Source organism: Streptomyces sp. MUM 203J, from assembly GCF_022414595.1.
Lineage (GTDB): Bacteria > Actinomycetota > Actinomycetes > Streptomycetales > Streptomycetaceae > Streptomyces.
Genome location: NZ_JADWYO010000022.1, coordinates 46,193 through 64,402 on the forward strand (window position 1 = coordinate 46,193; position 18,210 = coordinate 64,402).

At 73.7% G+C, this 18,210-nt stretch carries 16 protein-coding genes and 1 pseudogene; 8 read left to right on the plus strand and 9 right to left on the minus strand.

Translation table 11 applies throughout. The annotated features are described in order from the left end of the window. The first annotated feature begins 82 nt into the window (after window positions 1–82). The gene (locus I3F58_RS14045; protein WP_240108763.1) at window positions 83–508 is read left to right on the plus strand and encodes a VOC family protein; all 426 of its coding nucleotides are present in this window, start codon (window positions 83–85) and stop codon (window positions 506–508) included. 100 nt (window positions 509–608) lie between these two features. Here I3F58_RS14045 and nirD read toward each other — a convergent pair whose 3' ends face one another. The 5 genes from nirD to I3F58_RS14070 all read right to left on the minus strand — a co-directional run bounded on the left by nirD (window position 609) and on the right by I3F58_RS14070 (window position 6,167). Further along, window positions 609–941, minus strand: a complete 333-nt coding sequence (gene nirD, locus I3F58_RS14050) for a nitrite reductase small subunit NirD (protein WP_240108764.1) — start codon at window positions 939–941, stop codon at window positions 609–611. After that, on the minus strand, window positions 938–3,466 hold the full coding sequence (gene nirB / locus I3F58_RS14055; protein WP_240108765.1) for a nitrite reductase large subunit NirB: 2,529 nt from the start codon (window positions 3,464–3,466) through the stop codon (window positions 938–940). Before nirB ends, nirD begins: the two co-directional genes overlap by 4 nt. A 1-nt stretch (window position 3,467) precedes the next feature. Then, window positions 3,468–4,649, minus strand: a complete 1,182-nt coding sequence (locus tag I3F58_RS14060; RefSeq protein ID WP_240108766.1) for an NAD(P)/FAD-dependent oxidoreductase — start codon at window positions 4,647–4,649, stop codon at window positions 3,468–3,470. 194 nt (window positions 4,650–4,843) lie between these two features. Continuing rightward, window positions 4,844–5,482 carry a class F sortase gene (locus I3F58_RS14065; protein ID WP_240108767.1) on the minus strand — a complete coding sequence of 213 codons (639 nt, stop codon included), beginning with the start codon at window positions 5,480–5,482 and terminating at the stop codon, window positions 4,844–4,846. 109 nt (window positions 5,483–5,591) lie between these two features. Beyond that, window positions 5,592–6,167 carry a hypothetical protein gene (locus tag I3F58_RS14070; protein WP_240108768.1) on the minus strand — a complete coding sequence of 192 codons (576 nt, stop codon included), beginning with the start codon at window positions 6,165–6,167 and terminating at the stop codon, window positions 5,592–5,594. Window positions 6,168–6,395: 228 nt separating this feature from the next. Between I3F58_RS14070 and I3F58_RS14075 the strand changes: the two genes are divergently transcribed. Next, window positions 6,396–7,175, plus strand: coding sequence for a vancomycin high temperature exclusion protein (locus tag I3F58_RS14075; protein ID WP_240108769.1), 780 nt, complete (start codon window positions 6,396–6,398; stop codon window positions 7,173–7,175). 46 nt (window positions 7,176–7,221) lie between these two features. Beyond that, window positions 7,222–9,327: a molybdopterin oxidoreductase family protein gene (locus I3F58_RS14080; protein WP_240108771.1), complete on the plus strand. Its 2,106-nt coding sequence runs from the start codon at window positions 7,222–7,224 to the stop codon at window positions 9,325–9,327. Here I3F58_RS14080 and I3F58_RS14085 read toward each other — a convergent pair. The 4 genes and pseudogenes from I3F58_RS14085 to I3F58_RS14100 form a co-directional block, all read right to left on the minus strand. Beyond that, complete coding sequence (locus I3F58_RS14085; protein ID WP_240108773.1) at window positions 9,284–9,745, minus strand: gamma-glutamylcyclotransferase family protein; 462 nt, start codon at window positions 9,743–9,745, stop codon at window positions 9,284–9,286. The genes I3F58_RS14080 and I3F58_RS14085 overlap by 44 nt on opposite strands. After that, window positions 9,715–10,065, minus strand: a complete 351-nt coding sequence (gene cutA, locus I3F58_RS14090; protein WP_240108774.1) for a divalent-cation tolerance protein CutA — start codon at window positions 10,063–10,065, stop codon at window positions 9,715–9,717. The genes I3F58_RS14085 and cutA overlap by 31 nt, the downstream gene beginning before the upstream one ends. 56 nt (window positions 10,066–10,121) lie before the next feature. Next, window positions 10,122–10,922, minus strand: coding sequence for an arylamine N-acetyltransferase (locus I3F58_RS14095; RefSeq protein WP_240108822.1), 801 nt, complete (start codon window positions 10,920–10,922; stop codon window positions 10,122–10,124). 309 nt (window positions 10,923–11,231) lie between these two features. Next, window positions 11,232–11,870 (minus strand): annotated as a pseudogene (locus tag I3F58_RS14100) (aquaporin); the annotation flags it as partial. Between I3F58_RS14100 and I3F58_RS14105 the strand changes: the two are divergent. The 5 genes from I3F58_RS14105 to dnaG all read left to right on the plus strand — a co-directional run bounded on the left by I3F58_RS14105 (window position 11,797) and on the right by dnaG (window position 18,159). Further along, complete coding sequence (locus I3F58_RS14105; protein WP_240108775.1) at window positions 11,797–12,036, plus strand: hypothetical protein; 240 nt, start codon at window positions 11,797–11,799, stop codon at window positions 12,034–12,036. The pseudogene I3F58_RS14100 and the gene I3F58_RS14105 sit on opposite strands and share 74 nt — an antisense overlap. A gap of 571 nt (window positions 12,037–12,607) precedes the next feature. Further along, on the plus strand, window positions 12,608–13,354 hold the full coding sequence (locus tag I3F58_RS14110) for a sirohydrochlorin chelatase (protein WP_240108776.1): 747 nt from the start codon (window positions 12,608–12,610) through the stop codon (window positions 13,352–13,354). A 105-nt stretch (window positions 13,355–13,459) separates the two neighbouring features. Beyond that, window positions 13,460–14,770, plus strand: a complete 1,311-nt coding sequence (locus tag I3F58_RS14115) for a deoxyguanosinetriphosphate triphosphohydrolase (RefSeq protein ID WP_374207969.1) — start codon at window positions 13,460–13,462, stop codon at window positions 14,768–14,770. Window positions 14,771–14,917: 147 nt separating this feature from the next. Beyond that, a complete protein-coding gene (locus I3F58_RS14120) occupies window positions 14,918–16,195 on the plus strand; it encodes an FAD-dependent oxidoreductase (protein ID WP_240108781.1) in 1,278 nt (425 codons plus the stop codon). Window positions 16,196–16,260: 65 nt separating this feature from the next. Further along, window positions 16,261–18,159, plus strand: a complete 1,899-nt coding sequence (gene dnaG / locus I3F58_RS14125) for a DNA primase (RefSeq protein ID WP_240108783.1) — start codon at window positions 16,261–16,263, stop codon at window positions 18,157–18,159. The last annotated feature ends 51 nt before the right edge of the window (window positions 18,160–18,210 follow it).

Consider the following 18,210-nt stretch of genomic DNA (forward strand, 5'->3'; position numbering starts at 1 on the left):
CTCGGCCGCCGCGATGAGTTTCCGTCCAGCCTCCGGTCTACCCCTCCGTAAGCCACCGCGACAGCGACGGAAGGGCACCACCATGACCGACCAGATGATCTTCGTGAACCTGCCGGTGAAGGACCTGGAGGCCACCAAGGCGTTCTGGGGCAAGCTCGGCTACTCCTTCAACCCCGAGTTCACCGACGAGAACGCCGCCTGCCTGGTGTTCAGCGACACGATCTTCGCGATGCTGCTGACCGAGGCGTTCTACAGCAGCTTCACCGAGAAGCGGATCGCGGACGCCGCCACCAGCGAGACCATGATCGCGCTGAGCGCCGGCAGCCGCGCCCGGGTCGACGAACTGGTCGACACCGCTCTGGCCTCCGGCGGCTCCCCGGCCAACCAGACCCAGGAGATGGGGGAGTGGATGTACAGCCGCTCCTTCCAGGACCCGGACCACCACATCTGGGAGATCGTCTGGATGGACGTCGAGAAGATGCGGGAGGCCGGCCAGGCCCAGGGCTGACCGCGCCGGGACCGCCGCAGGACGGGCCGGACACGCGAGCGACCGGGCGGGGCGCCCCCCGCCCGGCCCGCCTCGCCGGTCCCGCGCGGTCCGCGCCCCCTCAGGCGGCCCGCACCGGGAACACCGCGACCGTCACCTCGTCGTCGTCCAGGCAGCGCCCCGTCTCCAGGTCGAAGCGCTGTTTCAGCAGCGGCGACGCCACGAACGGCCGCCCGCCGACCGTCCCGATCAGCCCCCGTGCCAGCACCTGGGCTCCGGTGAACGGGTCCCGGTTGTCGATCGCGTACAGCCGTCCCGCCCGGTCCCGGAACAGTGCCGCCTGCCGCCCGTCCGGCAGCAGCGCCGCCATGCCCCTGCCGGGCGTGAGCGCGTCCACGTCGCAGACCGGCAGCCACTCGTCGGCATCCGGCCGCGCGGAGAGTTCGAGCTTCATCGGGCGCTGACCCCTTCCAGGGTGAGGATCGTCAGGTTCGGCTTCATCTGGTCCCGCTCCGGCACGAACTGGACCGTCGGGTCCGGGGTCTCCGGGGCGTTCACGAAGGACACGAACCGGCGCAGCCGCTCCGGGTCGTTCAGCGTCTCCGCCCACTCGTCGCGGAAGTCCGCCACATGGCGGGCCATCAGCGCGTCCAGCTCCTCACCGATGCCCAGCGAGTCCTCGACCACGACCTCCCGGACATGGTCGAAGCCGACCCGCTCGATCCACGGAGCCGTACGCTCCAGCCGCTCGGCGGTACGGATGTAGTACATGAGGAACCGGTCGATCAGACGGATCAGTTCGGCGTCCGACAGGTCCTTGGCCAGCAGGTCCGCGTGGCGCGGCGTGGCACCGCCGTTGCCGCCGACGTACAGGTTCCAGCCGTTGGCGGTGGCGATGATCCCGAAGTCCTTGCCCTGGGCCTCCGCACACTCCCGCTGGCAGCCGGACACCGCCGACTTCAGCTTGTGCGGCGCCCGCAGGCCCCGGTAGCGCAGCTCCAGGTCGATCGCCATGCGCACCGAGTCCTGTACGCCGTAGCGGCACCAGGTCTGGCCCACGCACGACTTCACGGTCCGCAGCGCCTTGCCGTAGGCGTGCCCCGACTCGAAGCCCGCCTCGACCAGCCGCGCCCAGATCGCCGGGAGCTGCTCCACCCGCGCGCCGAACATGTCGATCCGCTGCGCGCCCGTGATCTTCGTGTAGAGCCCGAAGTCCTTCGCCACCTCACCGATGACGATCAGCTTCTCCGGGGTGATCTCGCCACCGGGAATGCGCGGCACGATCGAGTACGAGCCGTTCTTCTGGATGTTGGCGAGGAAGTGGTCGTTGGTGTCCTGGAGCGCCGACTGCTCGCCGTCCAGGATGTAGCCGTTCGACAGGGACGCCAGGATCGAGGCGACCGTCGGCTTGCAGACCTCGCATCCCTCGCCGCCCTTCGCCTCCTCCCGCCCGTAGCGGTCGAGGAGTTCGGCGTACGAGGTGATGCGCAGCACCTGCACGATCTCGTACAGCTCCTGCCGCGTCTTCGGGAAACAGCCGCACAGCCCGCCGTCCCCGGTCTTCGGCAGCAGCTGCTGGATCACCTTCACGCAACTGCCGCAGCCGGTACCGGCCTTGGTGCACTTCTTCACCTCGGGCAGCGTCGTGTGCTCGCAGATCGCGCCCTTGCTGACGTTGTGGCAGGAACAGATCACCGCGTCGTCCGGCAGCGACTCCGGCCCCAGTGCCGCCGGCGCGCCCGCCCCGGCGGGCAGCACCAGCTGCTCGGGCGACACCGGCGGCACCGAGCCGGTCAGCGGACGCAGCATCCCGTAGGAGTCCGCGTCACCCACCAGGACACCGCCCAGCAGTGCCCCGTCCGCGGCCACCACCAGCTTCTTGTAGATCCCCGACCGCGAGTCCGAGTAGACGACGTCCAGGCAGCCTTCGGCCGTGCCGTGCGCGTCACCGAACGACGCCACGTCCACCCCCAGCAGTTTCAGCTTCGTGGAGGTGTCGGCCCCGGTGAAGGACGCCTCCTGCCCGGTGATCGTGTCGGCTGCCGTCAGCGCCATCTCGTACCCCGGTGCCACCAGCCCGTACACCCTCCCGTCGGCGGCGAGGGCGCACTCTCCGATCGCGAACACGGCCGGGTCGGAGGTACGGCACCGCTCGTCGACGACGATGCCGCCGCGCTCCCCGATCTCCAGACCGCAGTCCCGGCCCAGCTGGTCGCGGGGGCGGACACCGGCCGAGAACACCACCAGGTCGGTGGCCAGTTCGGAGCCGTCCGACAGCTTCATCCCGGACACGGCCCCGCCGTCCCCGGCGACGACCTCCTGGGTGCCGACGCCCGTGTGGACGGACAGGCCCATGCCCTCGATGGTGCGCAGCAGCGCCGCGCCGCCGCCCTCGTCCACCTGCACCGGCATCAGCCGGGGCGCGAACTCCACGATGTGCGTCTCCAGGCCGAGGCCCTTAAGCGCGCCCGCCGCCTCCAGACCGAGCAGCCCGCCGCCGACGACCGCGCCGGTCCTCGCGCCCTTCGCGTACTCCTCGATCGCCAGCAGATCCTCGATGGTCCGGTACACGAAGCAGCCCGTCGCCTCCTTCCCCGGCACGGGCGGCACGAACGGATACGAGCCGGTGGCGAGGACGAGGGAGTCGTACGGGAAGATCGCGCCGGACCGTGCGGTGACCGTGCGGGCCTCACGGTCGACGCTCACCGCCGGGTCGCCGGTGTACAGCTCGATGCCGTGCTCCGTCATGAACCCCTCGGGCACCAGCGACAGGTCGTCGGGCGTCTTGCCCGAGAAGTACGAGGTCAGCTGGACACGGTCGTACGCGGGACGCGGCTCCTCGCACAGCACGACCACCCGCGCCCGCGCGGTCACCCCGCGCTCCGCGAGGGCCTCCAGGAAGCGCTGGCCGACCATGCCGTGGCCGACGAGGACGATGGTGGGCTGGTTCGGGTCCGCAGCCCCGGGCGTGTGCGGCATGTCAGGAGCCTCCGTCGTGGGTGAGCAGGTGGAGCAGGGGAGCGTCCGGGAGGGCCTCGTCGCCCTCCCACGCCCGGGCGAGGGTGCCGACCGCGCCGAGGTCCCCGAGCAGGACCCCGCCGACCAGCCGGTCCCCCCGGACGACGACCTTCCGGTACGCCCCGCTGGTCGCGTCGGCCAGTCGTACGGTGTCGTCGCCCGGCTGCGGCACGGCCTCCCCGAACGCCGCCAGTTCCAGGGTGTCCAGGCTGAGCCGGGTCAGGGCGCGGGTGCCCCGGTAGGCGGCGGGGCGGCTCTGGAGCAGCTCGGCGAGGACGTCGGCCTGCTCCAGGGCGGCGCCCGCCAGCCCGTAGAGCCGGCCGTCGTGCTCGGCGCAGTCGCCGACGGCGTGGATGTACGGATCCGAGGTGCGCAGCTCGTCGTCGACGACGATCCCGCGCCGCACGTCCAGCCCCGCCTCCAGGGCCAGACCCACCCGGGGGCGCACCCCGCAGGCCAGCACGACCAGGTCCGCGTCCAGCACGAAACCGTCGGCCAGCTCCACGGCGGTCACCGCCCCGTCGGCCACCTTCAGCCCGCGCACCCGGCACTCGGTGTGCACCTCCACCCCGAGGCCCGCCAGATGCGCGCGCAGCAGTTCCGAGGCGTCCGGGTCCAGCTGGCGCTCCATCAGGTGCTCGCCCTGCTGGGCCAGCACCACCTCGGCGCCCCGCGCCGCCAGCGCCCGTGCCGCGGACACCCCGAGCAGCCCGCCGCCGATCACGGCGGCCCGCGCCCCGGGACGCACCAGCGCGTCCAGCGCCAGACAGTCGTCGAGCGTCCGGAACGCCTGCACCCCGGCCGGGAGGCTCTGCTGCCCGGCCAGCCCGCGCAGCGGCGGCAGCACCGGGTTGGACCCGGTCGCCAGGACCAGCCGGTCGTATGCGACCCGCGTCCCGTCCGCGCAGCGCACCTCGCGGGTCTCCCGGTCGATGCCGGTCACCCGCACACCGCGGCGGGCCGCCCCGTCGCGGGCTGCCGGCAGCGTGATCACGTCGGGCCCGTACCGGCCGGCCAGCACGTCCGCGAGCAGCACCCTGTTGTAGGGGGCGTGCGGCTCCTCGCCGAGCAGGGTGACAGGCAGCCGCTCGGCCAGGCGTGCGCCTGCCGTGCCTCCGCCCACCACCACGATCCGTTCGCTCATGCCCAGCAGCGTGCGTCGGCGGTGTTACCCGGGGAGTGCGGGTGTGTTTCACGGGGGGAAAGCTGACCTCAGCGGAGCGGACGGGGGCCGGTGAGGGGCCTACGGCCGCCCTGGCGCCGACGCGGTGAGGGCCCGGGGAGGGCACCCGCTCCGGGAGGGACGGGGCGGGGGAGGAGTCCCCGGCGGGACCACCCCTACCGCGCGCCGATCAGGTGCGCGTACACGACGACGTTCCCCTGGTACCCCGCGCCCGGCGCGTACACGCCCCCGCACGTGATGACCCGCAGCTCCGCCCGCTGGGCCCGGCCGTACACCTTCTGGTCGGGGAACGCGTCGTTGTCGTACACCTCCACCGCGTCCACCGTGAACACGGCGGTGCGGCCGTCGCGCCGGTCCACCTCGATCCGGTCGCCCTTCTTCAGGGAGCCCAGTGCGTAGAAGACGGCCGGACCCCGCGCGTCGTCCACGTGCCCGGCCGTGATCGCCGTGCCCTCGGCGCCCGGCGGGGTGCCGTCCGCGTACCAGCCGGCCACATTGCGGTTCCCGGCGGGCGGGACGTCCAGACTGCCGTCGCGCCCCAGGCCGAGCCCGATGACGGGGGCGTCCACACCGATGCGCGGGATGCGGATCCGTACGGGCACGGACGCGGGCAGTGGGTCCGCGGCAGCCGTCGTGTGCCAGCCCGGCCCGGCGGCGAACGCCTCGGCGGCGGACGGGGCCGGCGGGGTCACCTCACCGGACCCGCTCTGCACCATCCACAGGCCGAGGCACGCCGCGACGGCTATGCCCCAGCCCTTGTTGCTCCTGCTCTGGGCGTCGGTGGAGCCGGTCATACGGCGGGCCTTCTCGTCCAGGGGTCCTTCGGGAGAGGGTCCCCCCGCCCCGCCGCGGTCTCGGGGTCACACGGCGGGGCGGGGAGTGTGGGGGCAGCGGACGGGCGCCTCAGCCGCCGGTCGTCCGACGCCGCAGCAGCCAGACGCCGCCGCCCGCCGCCGCGGCCAGCAGGGCGACGCCTGCCGCGATCCTGGTGGTGTCGGGACCGACGCTGCCGCCCACGCCGGTCTTCACATGGCCGCGCGGCCCGTCGTGTTCCTGGTCCCGCCCCTGGTCGTGGCCCCAGTCGCGCTCCGGCTCCCGGGTGGGCTGGTGGCCGCCTCCGTGGTGCTTGGCCACCGTCAGGTCGCCGCTGGCTGTCTTGCCGTTGTCGCAGGCCACCCCGATCGCGTACGTGCCGGGCTTGGCGTGATCCGGCACCTTGAACCGGCCGACCGCCAGTTCCTTGTGGGAGCCGGGCCGCAGCTTGAAGTCGCCCGCGCCCAGTGACTGCGCGTCACCGACGCCGTGCCCCTTGGGCCCGCACGCCCGGGTGCTGACGGTGACGGTGGTGCCCGGTGAGGCGGTGGCGGGGGACACCTCCAGAGACTCGTGGTCACCGGCGTACGCCGACGGCACGGCGAGGGCACCGAGGCACAGCACCGCCAGCGCGGTACCGGTCAGCGGGCGGGCAGTGAAGCGCATGGGGTTCCTCCGGACGGGTGCTGCTGTTCCTGGCTCGCGACTGGCGAGCCCGTGTCTCCGAGGAAAGGCGCCGACGCCGCACCCCGCCTGCTGACGTGATGTCAGGAACCGCCGCTCCCGTCGCCAACGTCCCAGCTCACAGCAGTGACGGGCGGCCCGTGACGGGGCGTTCCGAACGGGTGACACACCAGGTGGGATCATCGTCCCGACGGAGGAGGGGGCAGCGCGATGCGGCGGGAGAACAGGGCCCGGGGCGTACCGGACGGCATACGGCGGCTCGTGCCGCGCACCCGGCGCGCCCGGCGGCGCCTGACGCAGGCCGTCATGCTGGGGTCCGCGCTGGCGCTCGCCCCCGCCACCTGGACACATCTCACCGCCGAGCCCCGCCTCCGTACCGTCGCGGACGTGCCCGCCCGGGACGTCGCCGTCGTGTTCGGCGCCGGACTGTGGGACGGCCGCCCGACCCCGTACCTGGCGCACCGGCTCGACACGGCCGCCGAGCTGTACCGGACGGGCAAGGCGAAGGTCGTCCTGGTGACGGGCGACAACTCGCGGTCCGGGTACGACGAGCCGGACGCGATGCGCGCGTACCTCGTCGGGCGGGGTGTCCCGGACGGCCGGATCGTCAGCGACTACGCCGGGTTCGACACCTGGGACTCCTGTGTCCGTGCGAAGCGGATCTTCGGCGTGGACCGGGCGGTCCTCGTCACCCAGGGCTTTCACATCAAGCGGGCGGTCACCCTCTGCGAGGCGGCGGGCGTCGACTCGTACGGGGTCGGGGTCGCCGAGCCGCACGACTCCGTCTGGTACTACGGGGCGGTCCGCGAGCTGGCCGCGGCGGGCAAGGCGGCGGTGGACGCCGCGGTCCGGCGGGACCCGGTGTTCCTGGGCCCCGGCGAGCCGGGGGTGAGGGAGGCGCTGGTGGCCGGGAACCGCCGGTCCGGGAGCGCAGCCCCGGGCTCACCGGCCCACGCCGCCCCGCCGGAGCGCGACGTACCAGCCGCGTAATACGCGGTGACCGTGGCCGTAACACGCGCGTCGCACGCTCGGGGGCATGCTCGCCGCCGCCAACAACTCCCCGGCCCCCACCCCCACTCACTGCCCGTACTGCGCGCTTCAGTGCGGGATGAACCTCAGGCCCGTCCAGGACCCGCAGGGCGGCGTGGAGGTCGTGGAGCGTACGGACTTCCCCGTCAACCGGGGCGCCCTGTGCGGAAAGGGGCGCACCGCGCCCGCCGTGCTCTCCTCCCGTGTCCGGCTCACCGGGCCGCTCATCCGATCCCATGCCACAGGCGCGCTCGAACCGGCGACCTGGGAGGAGGCACTGCGGGCCGTCGCCGACGGACTGCGGCGCACCCGGGACACGTACGGGCCCGACGGGGTCGGGGTGTTCGGCGGCGGCGGGCTCACCAACGAGAAGGCGTACAGCCTCGGCAAGTTCGCCCGGCTGGTCCTCGGCACCTCGCAGATCGACTACAACGGCCGCTTCTGCATGTCGTCCGCCGCCGCCGCGCACACGAAGGCCTTCGGTGTCGACCGTGGCCTGCCGTTCCCGCTGGAGGACGTTCCACGCGCGGGCTGCGTGATCCTGGTCGGCTCGAACCTGGCCGAGACCATGCCACCGGCGCTGCGCTACCTCACCGAACTGAAGGAGAACGGCGGCACGCTCATCGTCGTCGACCCGCGACGCACCCGCACCGCCGAGCAGGCCGACCTGCACCTCGCCCCTCGCCCCGGCACCGACCTGGCGCTGGCGCTCGGGCTGCTGCACCTGGTCGTCGCGGAGGGGCGGGTCGACGAGGAGTACGTGCGGGAGCGCACCACCGGCTGGGAGGACGCGCGGGCCGCCGCCATGTCCCACTGGCCGGCGCTCGTCGAACGGATCACCGGCGTACCGGTGCCGCAGCTGCGCGAGACGGTACGGCGCTTCTGCGAGGCCGACAGCGCCATGGTCCTCACCGCGCGCGGCCCCGAGCAGCAGGCCAAGGGCACCGACACCGTCGGTGCCTGGATCAACCTGTGCCTGGCCACCGGCCGCCCGGGCCGGCCGCACTCCGGCTACGGCTGCCTCACCGGCCAGGGCAACGGCCAGGGCGGGCGCGAGCACGGCCAGAAGGCCGACCAGCTGCCCGGATACCGCAAGCTCGACGACCCGGCGGCCCGCGCCCACGTGGCCGCCGTCTGGGGCGTCGACCCCGGCATCCTGCCCGGGCCGGGGCGCAGCGCGTACGAACTGCTCGACGCGCTCGGCCGGGACGTGAAGGCCCTGCTGCTCATGGGCTCCAACCCGGTCGTGTCCGCGCCGCGCGCCGCGCATGTGGAGGAGCGGCTGAGGTCGCTGGACTTCCTGGCGGTGGCCGACGTGGTGCTGTCCGAGACGGCGGCGCTGGCCGATGTGGTGCTGCCGGTGACGCAGTGGGCGGAGGAGACCGGCACCATGACCAACCTGGAGGGCAGGGTGCTGCTGCGCCGCCGGGCGATCACCCCGCCGGACGGCGTCCGCAGTGACCTGGAGGTGATGAACGGGCTCGCCGGGCTGCTCGGCTGGGAGAAGGGCTTCCCGACCGACCCGGAGGAGGTCTTCGAGGAGCTGCGCCGCGCCTCGGAGGGCGGCCTGGCCGACTACTCCGGGATCAGCTACCGGCGCATCGCGGAGGAGGACGGGGTGTTCTGGCCCTGTCCCGGCCCGGGCCACCCCGGTACGCCGCGCCTCTTCCTGGACCGGTTCGCCACTCCCGACGGGCGGGCCCGGTTCGTGCCGGTCACCCACCGCCCGGCGGGGGAGGAACCGGACGAGGAGTTCCCGGTCGTCCTGACGACGGGCCGGGTCGTCTCCCACTACCAGTCGGGCGCTCAGACCCGCCGGGTCGACGAACTGAACGCCGCCGCGCCAGGCCCGTTCGTCGAGCTGCACCCGAGGCTCGCGGAGCGGGTGGGCGTGGCCGAGGGCGAGCCGGTCGCGGTCGTGTCCCGGCGCGGCCGGGCGGTGGCCCCGGCCAGGATCACGTCCGGCATCCGGCCGGACACGGTCTTCATGCCGTTCCACTGGTACGGGGAGGGGCGGGCCAACACCCTGACGAACCCGGCGCTGGACCCGACGTCCCGGATGCCCGAGTTCAAGGTGTGCGCGGTCCGTCTGGAGTCCGCCGTCGGTGACTGAGCCAGTCGCCGTCCGGGACGGGCGGCCCGAGAGGCACCCGCTCGGCCGCCACGTACACCCAGGCCCGCACGGTGCCCCCGTCCCGGAGGCGGACCGCCTCGCAGGCCTCCCGTTCGTACAGGTTGCGCGGATGGCGCGGCCCCAGGTACTCCTCCAGCCCGTCCAGTGCGGCGAGCAGCTCGCCGTACCGCCCGGGCGCCGGGTACACCAGCTCGCCGCGCACCTCGCCCGTACCGCCCAGGCGGAGGTAGGGGTAGCCGGGCCCGTCGTAGAGCCGGGCGCCCGGCAGCCGTGCGGGCTCCTCGGCGGCGGTGCGGCCCTGCAGGAATGCGTCGTGGTTGGTCAGGCCCGGCCGGAGCGTTCCGTAGACGAAGAACGGCAGCCCGGTCACGCCTCGGTCGTCTCCCGGCCGACCCATTCCAGGTAGTCCGCGCTGCCGCGCACCACGGGCGTGGCGATGATCTCGGGTGTGCCGTAGTCGTGGCGGGCCCTGATGTGCGCCTCCAGCGCCGCGTACCGCGCCTGGCTCGTCTTGAACAGCACCTGCCACTCCTCGGCGGTCTCGATCGCGCCCTGCCAGCGGTAGACGGAGGTCACGGGCGCGGAGACCTGCGCACACGCGGCGACCCGCGCCTCGACCGCGCCGCGGGCCAGTGCCTCGGCCTTCGCCGCGCTGTCGGTGGTGGTGAGGACGGTCAGGACGGCCGGGACCGTCGGGGCTGTCGGGGTCCGTGTCACGTGGGGCCCGCTCCTTCATGTGTCGTGTCGTTCGTGCGCCGGCGGGCGCGGGGTGGTCACCCCCGAGGATGGAGGGCCACCGGCACCCGGTCCAGGTGAACGCCGAAGCGGTCGCGGTAGACGGCGAGGAGATCCCGGTCGTCGTGCGGTTCGCTCTCGGTGCGCTCCCCGTCCTCGGTGACGACGAGGCGGCGCCCGCTGAGCGTGACCCGGCCCCGCGCGGTGAGCAGCGAACAGACCGGCGCGTGCGTGAAGCGGGACTCGGGCGAGGTGCGGTGCCACCAGGAGGCGGCGGCGAAGTCGGACAGGGCACGGGGCCGTGGCTCCAGCCGGAGCCGCGGCCTTCCGTCCCGGAGCAGGTCCAGATCCCCGTCGGCGCCGCTCTCCACGAACCGGAACACCCCGGCCGGGTCCTTCTGGTCGTCGCGTCCGTCCAGGTCGAGCGGATGGTGACTGTGGTCCCCGAACCCCACGTCCGCGAGCCAGGCGCGGCCGTCGCCCCCGGGGACACGCACGCGCAGCGCGAGATGGTCGTACGGGATGCCGAGGCGGCCCTCCCGGTCGTAGACGCGGGCCTGAAGCAGCTCCACCTCGTACCCGAGCGTGTGCAGCAGCGCCGCGAACGCGCCGTTGAGTTCGAAGCAGAACCCGCCGCGCCGCCGGTCCACGAGCTTGCGCAGGATCTCCGGGACGTCGAGCGAGACGTCCTCGCCCAGATGGATGGAGAGGTTCTCGAACGGCACGGTGCGCAGATGCCGTGTCTGAAGCTCCCGCAGGGCCTCGTCGGCGGGGGCGGACCGGTCGGCCCCGATGCGTCCCAGATACGCGTCGAGCCGCTTGTGCGGCAGTGTCTCCATGCCCTCAGTCTGGTCGCCCCGCCCGGCCGGGCGCCATGCCCCGCTGGTCCTAGGTCCGCAGGTCGGTGCGCGGGCCGTACAGAGGGTGGTCAGGGCCAGGCCCAGGGAGGCACCCAGCAGTTGGGCCGTGATGAAGCCGGGGAGGGAGGCGGGGGCGATCCCGGTGAACGAGTCGGTGAGGGAACGCCCCACCGTGGCCGCCGGGTTGGCGAACGAACCGGAGGGCGTGCACCAGATCGCAGCGGCGAGATACGCGGCGACCGCGGGCGGCGTCAGCCGGGCCCGCCCGATGCGGTCGAGTCCCACGATCAGCAGCACCAGACCGGCGGTGGCGACGGTCTCGCCCAGCAGCAGGTGATCGGCCGACCGTATCCGGGTGGACCAGCCGCCGGGCGTCCGCCCGAACACGGCCTCGGCGAGCAGCCCCCCGCCCACTGCCCCGGCCAGCTGCGCGAGGACGTACCAGGCGACCTCACGGCCGGACAGCGGAGCTTCGGAGCGGCGGCCCGCCCGCCAGGCGCAGAGCGTGACGACCGGGCTGAGGTGTCCCCCGGAGACCGGGCCGAACAGTGTGATCAGCAGCCCCAGGCCGATCGCGGAGGCCAGCGAATCGGCCAGCAGCCCCACCCCTGCATCCTGGCTGAGCCCGTCGGCCCGGATGCCGGAGCCGACGACGACAGCGACCAGGGCGCCGGTGCCGAGCAGCTCGGCGAACACCCGTCGGCCCAGTGCGGCCGGTGCGGCGGGTCCGGATCGGCGCGTCAAAGAGCCCTCCCGTATCGCGATTCGTGTGCCGCGCCCAGGCATCCGAGTTGCAACGGAAAGTGTTTTCCATCTTTCGGAAAAGTCGGTCCGGGTGTGAGGCCGCGCCCCAGTGGGTGCGCATGCCGAGATCACGCCCATGCCGCTCGCCGCCGCCCGCACCGACGCCGTCTGGTGCGCCACCATGTGCCGCTCCCACCGCCTCCCGCCGGGCACCTTCGGCGACCGCGCCTGGACCCCGGCGGTGCGCACCCCGCCGCACTACCCGGACGCCGTCACCCTCCGCCCCGAGGCCACCACCGCCGACCTCCTGGGCGGTGTCGACCCCGGCACTCCCGGTGCGTCCACCTGACCTCGCACGGATTTTCGAATCCTGTTCGAGGTCCACCGGATCCACCGCCCGGCGGCAGGCGGACCGGCTTCCGGCACCGTCCTGGAGCCGGTCCGCACCCCTGCCGGCCTCACCGCCTGGCAGCACGCCCGGTCCGGGGGCGACCCGGCCCCGGACCTCTTCCGTCCTGCCCTGCTGGACGACCCCGCCACGACGGTCCTGACCAGCCGCGGCCACCCCACGACGGGCGACGCCCTCACCCTCGCCGAGGGGGCTGTCGGCGTCTCCCGCCTCTTCGGCCCCGCCGACCGCGCCTGGCCCGCCTGCCTCGCCGCCGCCCACCGCCTGCACCCGGTATGCCCGTCGTCGGCTACGAGTCCGGCGCCTGCCTCGCCGCCGCCCTGCGCCACGGCTCCACCGCGACCGGCCCGCTCAGGGCCTGGGCGGCCGGGTCCTGACACGCCTGTCCCGGGGGCCGTGAGCCCAGGCCAAAGGTGCCGTCACCGCCGCGCAACACCCCGGCAACGTGCGCGCGGCAGGATCGGGGCAGGATCCCCGCCCAGCCCCTGACGGAACGCGCAGGCAGCCGCCCATGAGCCCACTCCCTCAGCCAGCCGCCCCCACCCTCGTCGCCGTCGCCCACGGCAGCCGCGACCCGCGCGCGCTGCCCGCCGTGTCCGCGCTGCTGGACCAGGTGCGCGCTCTGCGCCCCGGGCTGCCCGTGCGGCTCGGGCACATCGAACTGAACGAGCCACTGCTCGCCGGCACCCTGGACGCCCTGCCGGACGGCACCGACGCGGTCCTGGTCCCGCTGCTCTTCGGGCACGGCTTCCATGTGAAGCACGACCTGCCGCGGGCCGCCGCCTCCGCCGGGCCGCGCCTGCGGGTCCGGGTCGCCGCGCCGCTCGGCGCGCACCCGCTGCTGGTCGAGGCACTGTACGACCGCCTCACCGAGGCGGGCTGGCGGCCCTGCGCCCGCGCCGGGGTCGTGCTGGCCGCCGCCGGATCCAGGGACCCCGGTGCGGCGGCCGTCACCCGGCGCCTCGCCGCCCTGCTGAGCGCCCGCCTCGACGGGGTGCCCGTCACGGCGGGATACGCCTCCGCCGCCTCACCGACCGTGCCCGAGGCGGTACGGGAGCTGACGGCCCGGGGCCGTACGCGGGTCGCCGTGGCGTCCTGCTTCACCGCGCCCGGCCTGTTCGCCACCCGCAGCGCCGCCGCCTCACCCGGCATCGCCGCCGCGCCCATCGGCCCCCACCCCGCGCTGGCCCGGCTGGTGCTCCACCGCTACGAACAGGCCGTCGCCCGCGCGGCCACCCCCGCGTACGCCTCCGTCTGACGCGCGGCATGCGTCAGTCGGGCCGCCCGCCCGCAGGCGCGGACAGTCGCCCCGAAAAGCCCGGCGCTGTCACCCGGCGGGGTTACCTTCCATGACATGAACGGCATGGAAGGCACCACCCAGGCACCCCAGACACCCCAGGGCTATGACGAGGCCGCGACCGAGCGCTGGGCGCCCGAACCCGACAAACGGCCCGGCCGGACCGCCTTCCAGCGCGACCGAGCCCGCGTCCTGCACTCCGCCGCGCTGCGCCGCCTCGCCGGGAAGACCCAGGTCGTCACGCCCGGCACCAGGAGCCCCGCCTGGGACGCCAGCCCCCGCACCCGGCTCACCCACTCCCTGGAATGCGCCCAGGTCGGCCGTGAGCTGGGCGCCGCCCTCGGCTGCGACCCCGACCTCGTCGAAGCCGCCTGCCTCTCCCACGACATGGGCCACCCGCCCTTCGGCCACAACGGCGAACAGGCCCTCAACGAGTTCGCCAAGGACTGCGGCGGCTTCGAGGGCAACGCCCAGTCGCTGCGCCTCCTCACCCGCATCGAACCCAAGCGCTTCATCTCCGGCCCCGTCGTCGGCGAGCCCGTCAGCGTCGGTCTCAACCTCACCCGCGCCGCGCTCGACGCCGCCACCAAGTACCCCTGGCCCCGCGGCGCCCACCCCACCGACCCGCAGTCCCCGAAGTTCGGTGTGTACGACGACGACCTGCCGGTGTTCCGGTGGGCCCGCGAGGGCGCCCCCGACGGGCGCGTCTGCTTCGAGGCGCAGGTCATGGACTGGTCCGACGACGTGGCGTACTCCGTGCACGACTTCGAGGACGGCCTGCACGCCGGGCACATCGACCCCAACCTCCTCCTCTCGGAGCCCGAGCGCGACGGCATCTGGAGCTGCGCCGTCGGCCGCTACGTGCCGTCCGGCACCGACCCGCAGGAGCTGGCCGAGGCGCTCGACCGGCTCATCGACCAGGAGTGGTGGCCGCACGGCTATGACGGCACCGCCCTGGCCCAGGCCCGGCTGAAGGACGCCACCAGCCAGCTCATCGGCCGGTTCTGCCTCGCCGCCGAGGCCGCGACCCGCCAGGCGTACGGCCCCGGCCGTCTCACCCGGTACGGGGCCCGGCTCGTCGTCCCCCGCGAGACCCGCAACGAGTGCGCCGTCCTCAAAGCCGTGGCCGACCGGTACGTGATGCAGCGCGCCGAGCAGGAGGCCCTCCGCGCCGACCAGCGGGTCGTCATCGCGGAGCTGGCCGACACGCTCACCCACCGTGCCCCGGAGGGCCTGGACCCGCAGTTCCGCGCGCTGTACGACGCGGCCGGGGACGACCGGGCCCGCAAACGGGTCGTCGTCGACCAGATCGCCTCCCTGACGGATGCCACCGCACGGGCCCTTCACGCCCGCCTCGCGACGGGGCGCAGGAGCTGAAGCGCCGGTTGCGGGACCCGCACTCCGCGTTCGCCCGCCCTTCGGTCCCTCTTCCCCACCCGCCCGCCGTGCGGGACCCTCCTGAAGGCGCCACGGCGTAGCGTGGTGGACAGGGACATACCGTGCATTCCGGGTAGGAGGCAACAAGTGGTCGACGCAGATGAGACCTTCGTCATCGTCGGCGGGGGACTGGCCGGCGCCAAGGCGGCAGAGACCCTGCGGTCCGAGGGGTTCGCCGGCCGGGTCATCCTCGTCGGTGACGAACGCGACCACCCGTACGAGCGCCCACCGCTCTCCAAGGGCTACCTCACGGGAAAGGAACCACGCGACAGCGTCTTCGTCCACGAACCCGCCTGGTACGCGCAGGCCGACATCGAGCTGCACCTCGGCCAGCCCGTCACCGGCATCGACCGCGCCGGCAAGACGGTCCACCTCGGTGACGGCACCACCCTCAACTACGACAAGCTGCTCCTCGCCACCGGCGCCGAGCCGCGCCGGCTCAACGTCCCGGGCAGCGACCTCGCCGGTGTCCACCACCTGCGCAGGCTCTCGCACGCCGACCGCCTCCAGGGCGTCCTCGCCGCCCTGGGCCGGGACAACGGGCACCTCCTGATCGCGGGCGCCGGCTGGATCGGCCTGGAGGCCGCCGCCGCGGCCCGCGGCTACGGCGCCGAGGTCACCGTCGTCGAACCCGAACCGACCCCGCTCCACCAGGTCATCGGGCCCGAGCTGGGCCAGGTCTTCGCGGACCTGCACACCGAGCACGGCGTCCGCTTCCGGTTCGGCACCCGCCTCACCGAGGTCGTCGGCCAGGACGGCATGGTCCTCGCCGCCCGCACCGACGACGGCGAGGAACAGCCCGCGCACGCCGTGCTCGGCGCGATCGGCGCCGTCCCCCGCACCACCCTCGCGGAGACCGCCGGGCTCGCCCTCGTCGACCGGGCGCACGGCGGCGGCATCGCCGTCGACGCCTCGCTGCGCACCTCCGACCCCGACATCTTCGCCGCCGGTGACGTGGCCGCCGCCCACCACCCGCTGCTCGGCACCCGGCTGCGCGTCGAGCACTGGGCCAACGCCCTGAACGGCGGCCCGGCCGCCGCCCGCGCGATGCTCGGCCAGGACGTCTCGTACGACCGGGTCCCGTACTTCTTCACCGACCAGTACGACCTGGGCATGGAGTACTCGGGCTGGGCGCCCCCGGGCTCGTACGACCAGGTCGTGCTGCGCGGGGACGTCGCCAAGCGGCAGTTCGTCGCGTTCTGGCTGAAGGAGCGGCGGGTGCTCGCGGGGATGAACGTCAACGTGTGGGACGTCACAGAGCCCATCCAGGACCTCATCCGGTCCCGGGAGCCCGTGGACCCGGAGGCCCTGGCCGACCCCGGCACCCCGCTCGGCGCCGTGCCGCACGGGCCGCAGGAGGTGTGAGCGTACGCCGCCGGGGCCCTGGTCACCGTGACCGGAAACCCGGACACGCCCCGTAGAATCTCCGCGTGGCAGGCAGGATCAACGATGACGACGTGAAGGCGGTACGGGACGCCGTCCCCATCGACGCCGTCGTGTCCGAGTACCTCCAGCTGCGCAACGCCGGCGGCGGCAACCTCAAGGGCCTGTGCCCCTTCCACGACGAGAAGTCCCCCTCCTTCACAGTCAGCCCCAGCAAGGGTCTCTTCCACTGCTTCGGCTGCCAGGAGGGCGGGGACACCATCGCCTTCGTGATGAAGGTCGACCACCTCTCCTTCTCGGAGACGGTCGAGCGGCTCGCCGCCCGTGCCGGGATCACCCTCCGCTACGAGGAGGGCGGCTACAACCCCGCCCACCAGCGCGGCGAGCGTATCCGCCTCATCGAGGCCCACAAGGTCGCCGCCCAGTACTACGCCGAGCAACTCGACGGTCCCGAGGCCGAGATCGGCCGCCGGTTCCTCGCCGAGCGCGGCTTCGACCAGGCCGCCGCCCGGCACTTCGGCGTCGGCTACAGCCCCGCCGGATGGGACCACCTCACCCGCTATCTGCGCGGGAAGGGTTTCTCCGACAAGGAGCTGATGCTCTCCGGGCTCGCCCAGGAGAGCCGGGGCGGCAAGCCGATCGACCGCTTCCGGGGGCGCCTGATGTGGCCCATCCGGGACGTCGGCGGGGATGTCGTCGGCTTCGGCGCGCGCAGACTCCGCGAGGACGACGCCGGGCCCAAGTACCTCAACACACCGGAGACGCCGGTCTACCGCAAGTCGCAGGTGCTGTACGGCATCGACCTGGCGAAGAAGGAGATCGCCAAGTCCAGCCGGGCGGTCGTGGTCGAGGGCTACACCGACGTCATGGCCTGCCACCTCGCCGGGGTCACCACCGCCATCGCCACCTGCGGCACGGCCTTCGGCGGCGACCACATCAAGATCCTCCGCCGGCTCCTGATGGACAACGGCTCGGCCCGGGTGATCTTCACCTTCGACGGCGACGCGGCCGGGCAGAAGGCCGCGCTGCGGGCCTTCGAGGACGACCAGAAGTTCGCCGCGGAGACCTACATCGCGATCGCCCCGGACGGCATGGACCCCTGTGAGCTGAGGCTCGTCAAGGGCGACGACGCCGTACGGGAGCTGGCCGAGCCGCGCATCCCGCTGTTCGAGTTCGCGCTGCGCCAGATCGTGAACCGGTACGACCTGGACACCCCGGCCGGGCGCGCCGCCGCGCTCGACGAGGCAGCCCCGATCGTGGCCCGCATCAAGAACATCGCCTCCCAGCACGAGGTCGCCGTCGAACTCGCCGGCATGCTGGGCATCCTCGACACGCAGTTCGTCGTGAAGCGGGTCGCCCAACTGGCCCGCTGGGCTCGGGAGAAGGGCGGCGGCAGGCCACCGGGCGCCGCCCCCCGGCAGACCCCCCAGTACCCCCAGGGCCCCGCCGTGACCGGTCCGCCGCTCAACCTGCGCAGCCCTGCCCACCGCACCGAGCGGGAGCTGCTGAAGCTGGCTCTCCAGTACCCGGCGCTGGTGTCACCCGCCTTCGACGCCTACGGTGCCGACGAGTTCACCGCGCCCCCCTACACCGCCGTGCGCCAGACCATCGCGGAGGCGGGCGGCGCCGCGCAGGGCATCGACGACACGCCCGACTACCTGGCCCGCGTCCGGGAGACCGCGCCGGACGACACGGTCCGCGCCATGGTGACGGAACTCGCCGTGGAGGCCGTTCTCGCCCGCACCGTCGACGAGGCCTACGCGGGCGAGCAGCTCGTCCAGGTCCGACTGCGGGCCGTCGACCGCCGTGTGCTGGAGGTCCAGAGCGCCCTCACCCGCCTCGGCGCCCACGCGGATCCCCAGCACCTCTCCACCGTGCAGAACGAACTCTGGGTCCTCCAGCAGTACGCCCAGTCCCTCCGCACCCACGGCGTGGCGGCGCTGTAGTCCGGGTCGGTTACCGCCCGTCGCGTGCCGGTCTCAAAAAGTGGGCGCACG

Excerpts from the sequence above, each read along its gene's own strand:
- I3F58_RS14110 (WP_240108776.1), top strand. The coding sequence starts at position 12,608 with ATGAGCCCACTCCCTCAGCCAGCCGCCCCCACCCTCGTCGCCGTCGCC.
- I3F58_RS14085 (WP_240108773.1), bottom strand. The coding sequence starts at position 9,745 with ATGGGTCGGCCGGGAGACGACCGAGGCGTGACCGGGCTGCCGTTCTTC.
- I3F58_RS14080 (WP_240108771.1), top strand. The coding sequence starts at position 7,222 with ATGCTCGCCGCCGCCAACAACTCCCCGGCCCCCACCCCCACTCACTGC.
- I3F58_RS14075 (WP_240108769.1), top strand. The coding sequence starts at position 6,396 with ATGCGGCGGGAGAACAGGGCCCGGGGCGTACCGGACGGCATACGGCGG.
- I3F58_RS14060 (WP_240108766.1), bottom strand. The coding sequence starts at position 4,649 with ATGAGCGAACGGATCGTGGTGGTGGGCGGAGGCACGGCAGGCGCACGC.
- nirB (WP_240108765.1), bottom strand. The coding sequence starts at position 3,466 with ATGCCGCACACGCCCGGGGCTGCGGACCCGAACCAGCCCACCATCGTC.
- I3F58_RS14045 (WP_240108763.1), top strand. The coding sequence starts at position 83 with ATGACCGACCAGATGATCTTCGTGAACCTGCCGGTGAAGGACCTGGAG.
- nirD (WP_240108764.1), bottom strand. The coding sequence starts at position 941 with ATGAAGCTCGAACTCTCCGCGCGGCCGGATGCCGACGAGTGGCTGCCG.
- I3F58_RS14065 (WP_240108767.1), bottom strand. The coding sequence starts at position 5,482 with ATGACCGGCTCCACCGACGCCCAGAGCAGGAGCAACAAGGGCTGGGGC.
- I3F58_RS14070 (WP_240108768.1), bottom strand. The coding sequence starts at position 6,167 with ATGCGCTTCACTGCCCGCCCGCTGACCGGTACCGCGCTGGCGGTGCTG.
- I3F58_RS14115 (WP_374207969.1), top strand. The coding sequence starts at position 13,460 with ATGGAAGGCACCACCCAGGCACCCCAGACACCCCAGGGCTATGACGAG.
- I3F58_RS14095 (WP_240108822.1), bottom strand. The coding sequence starts at position 10,922 with ATGGAGACACTGCCGCACAAGCGGCTCGACGCGTATCTGGGACGCATC.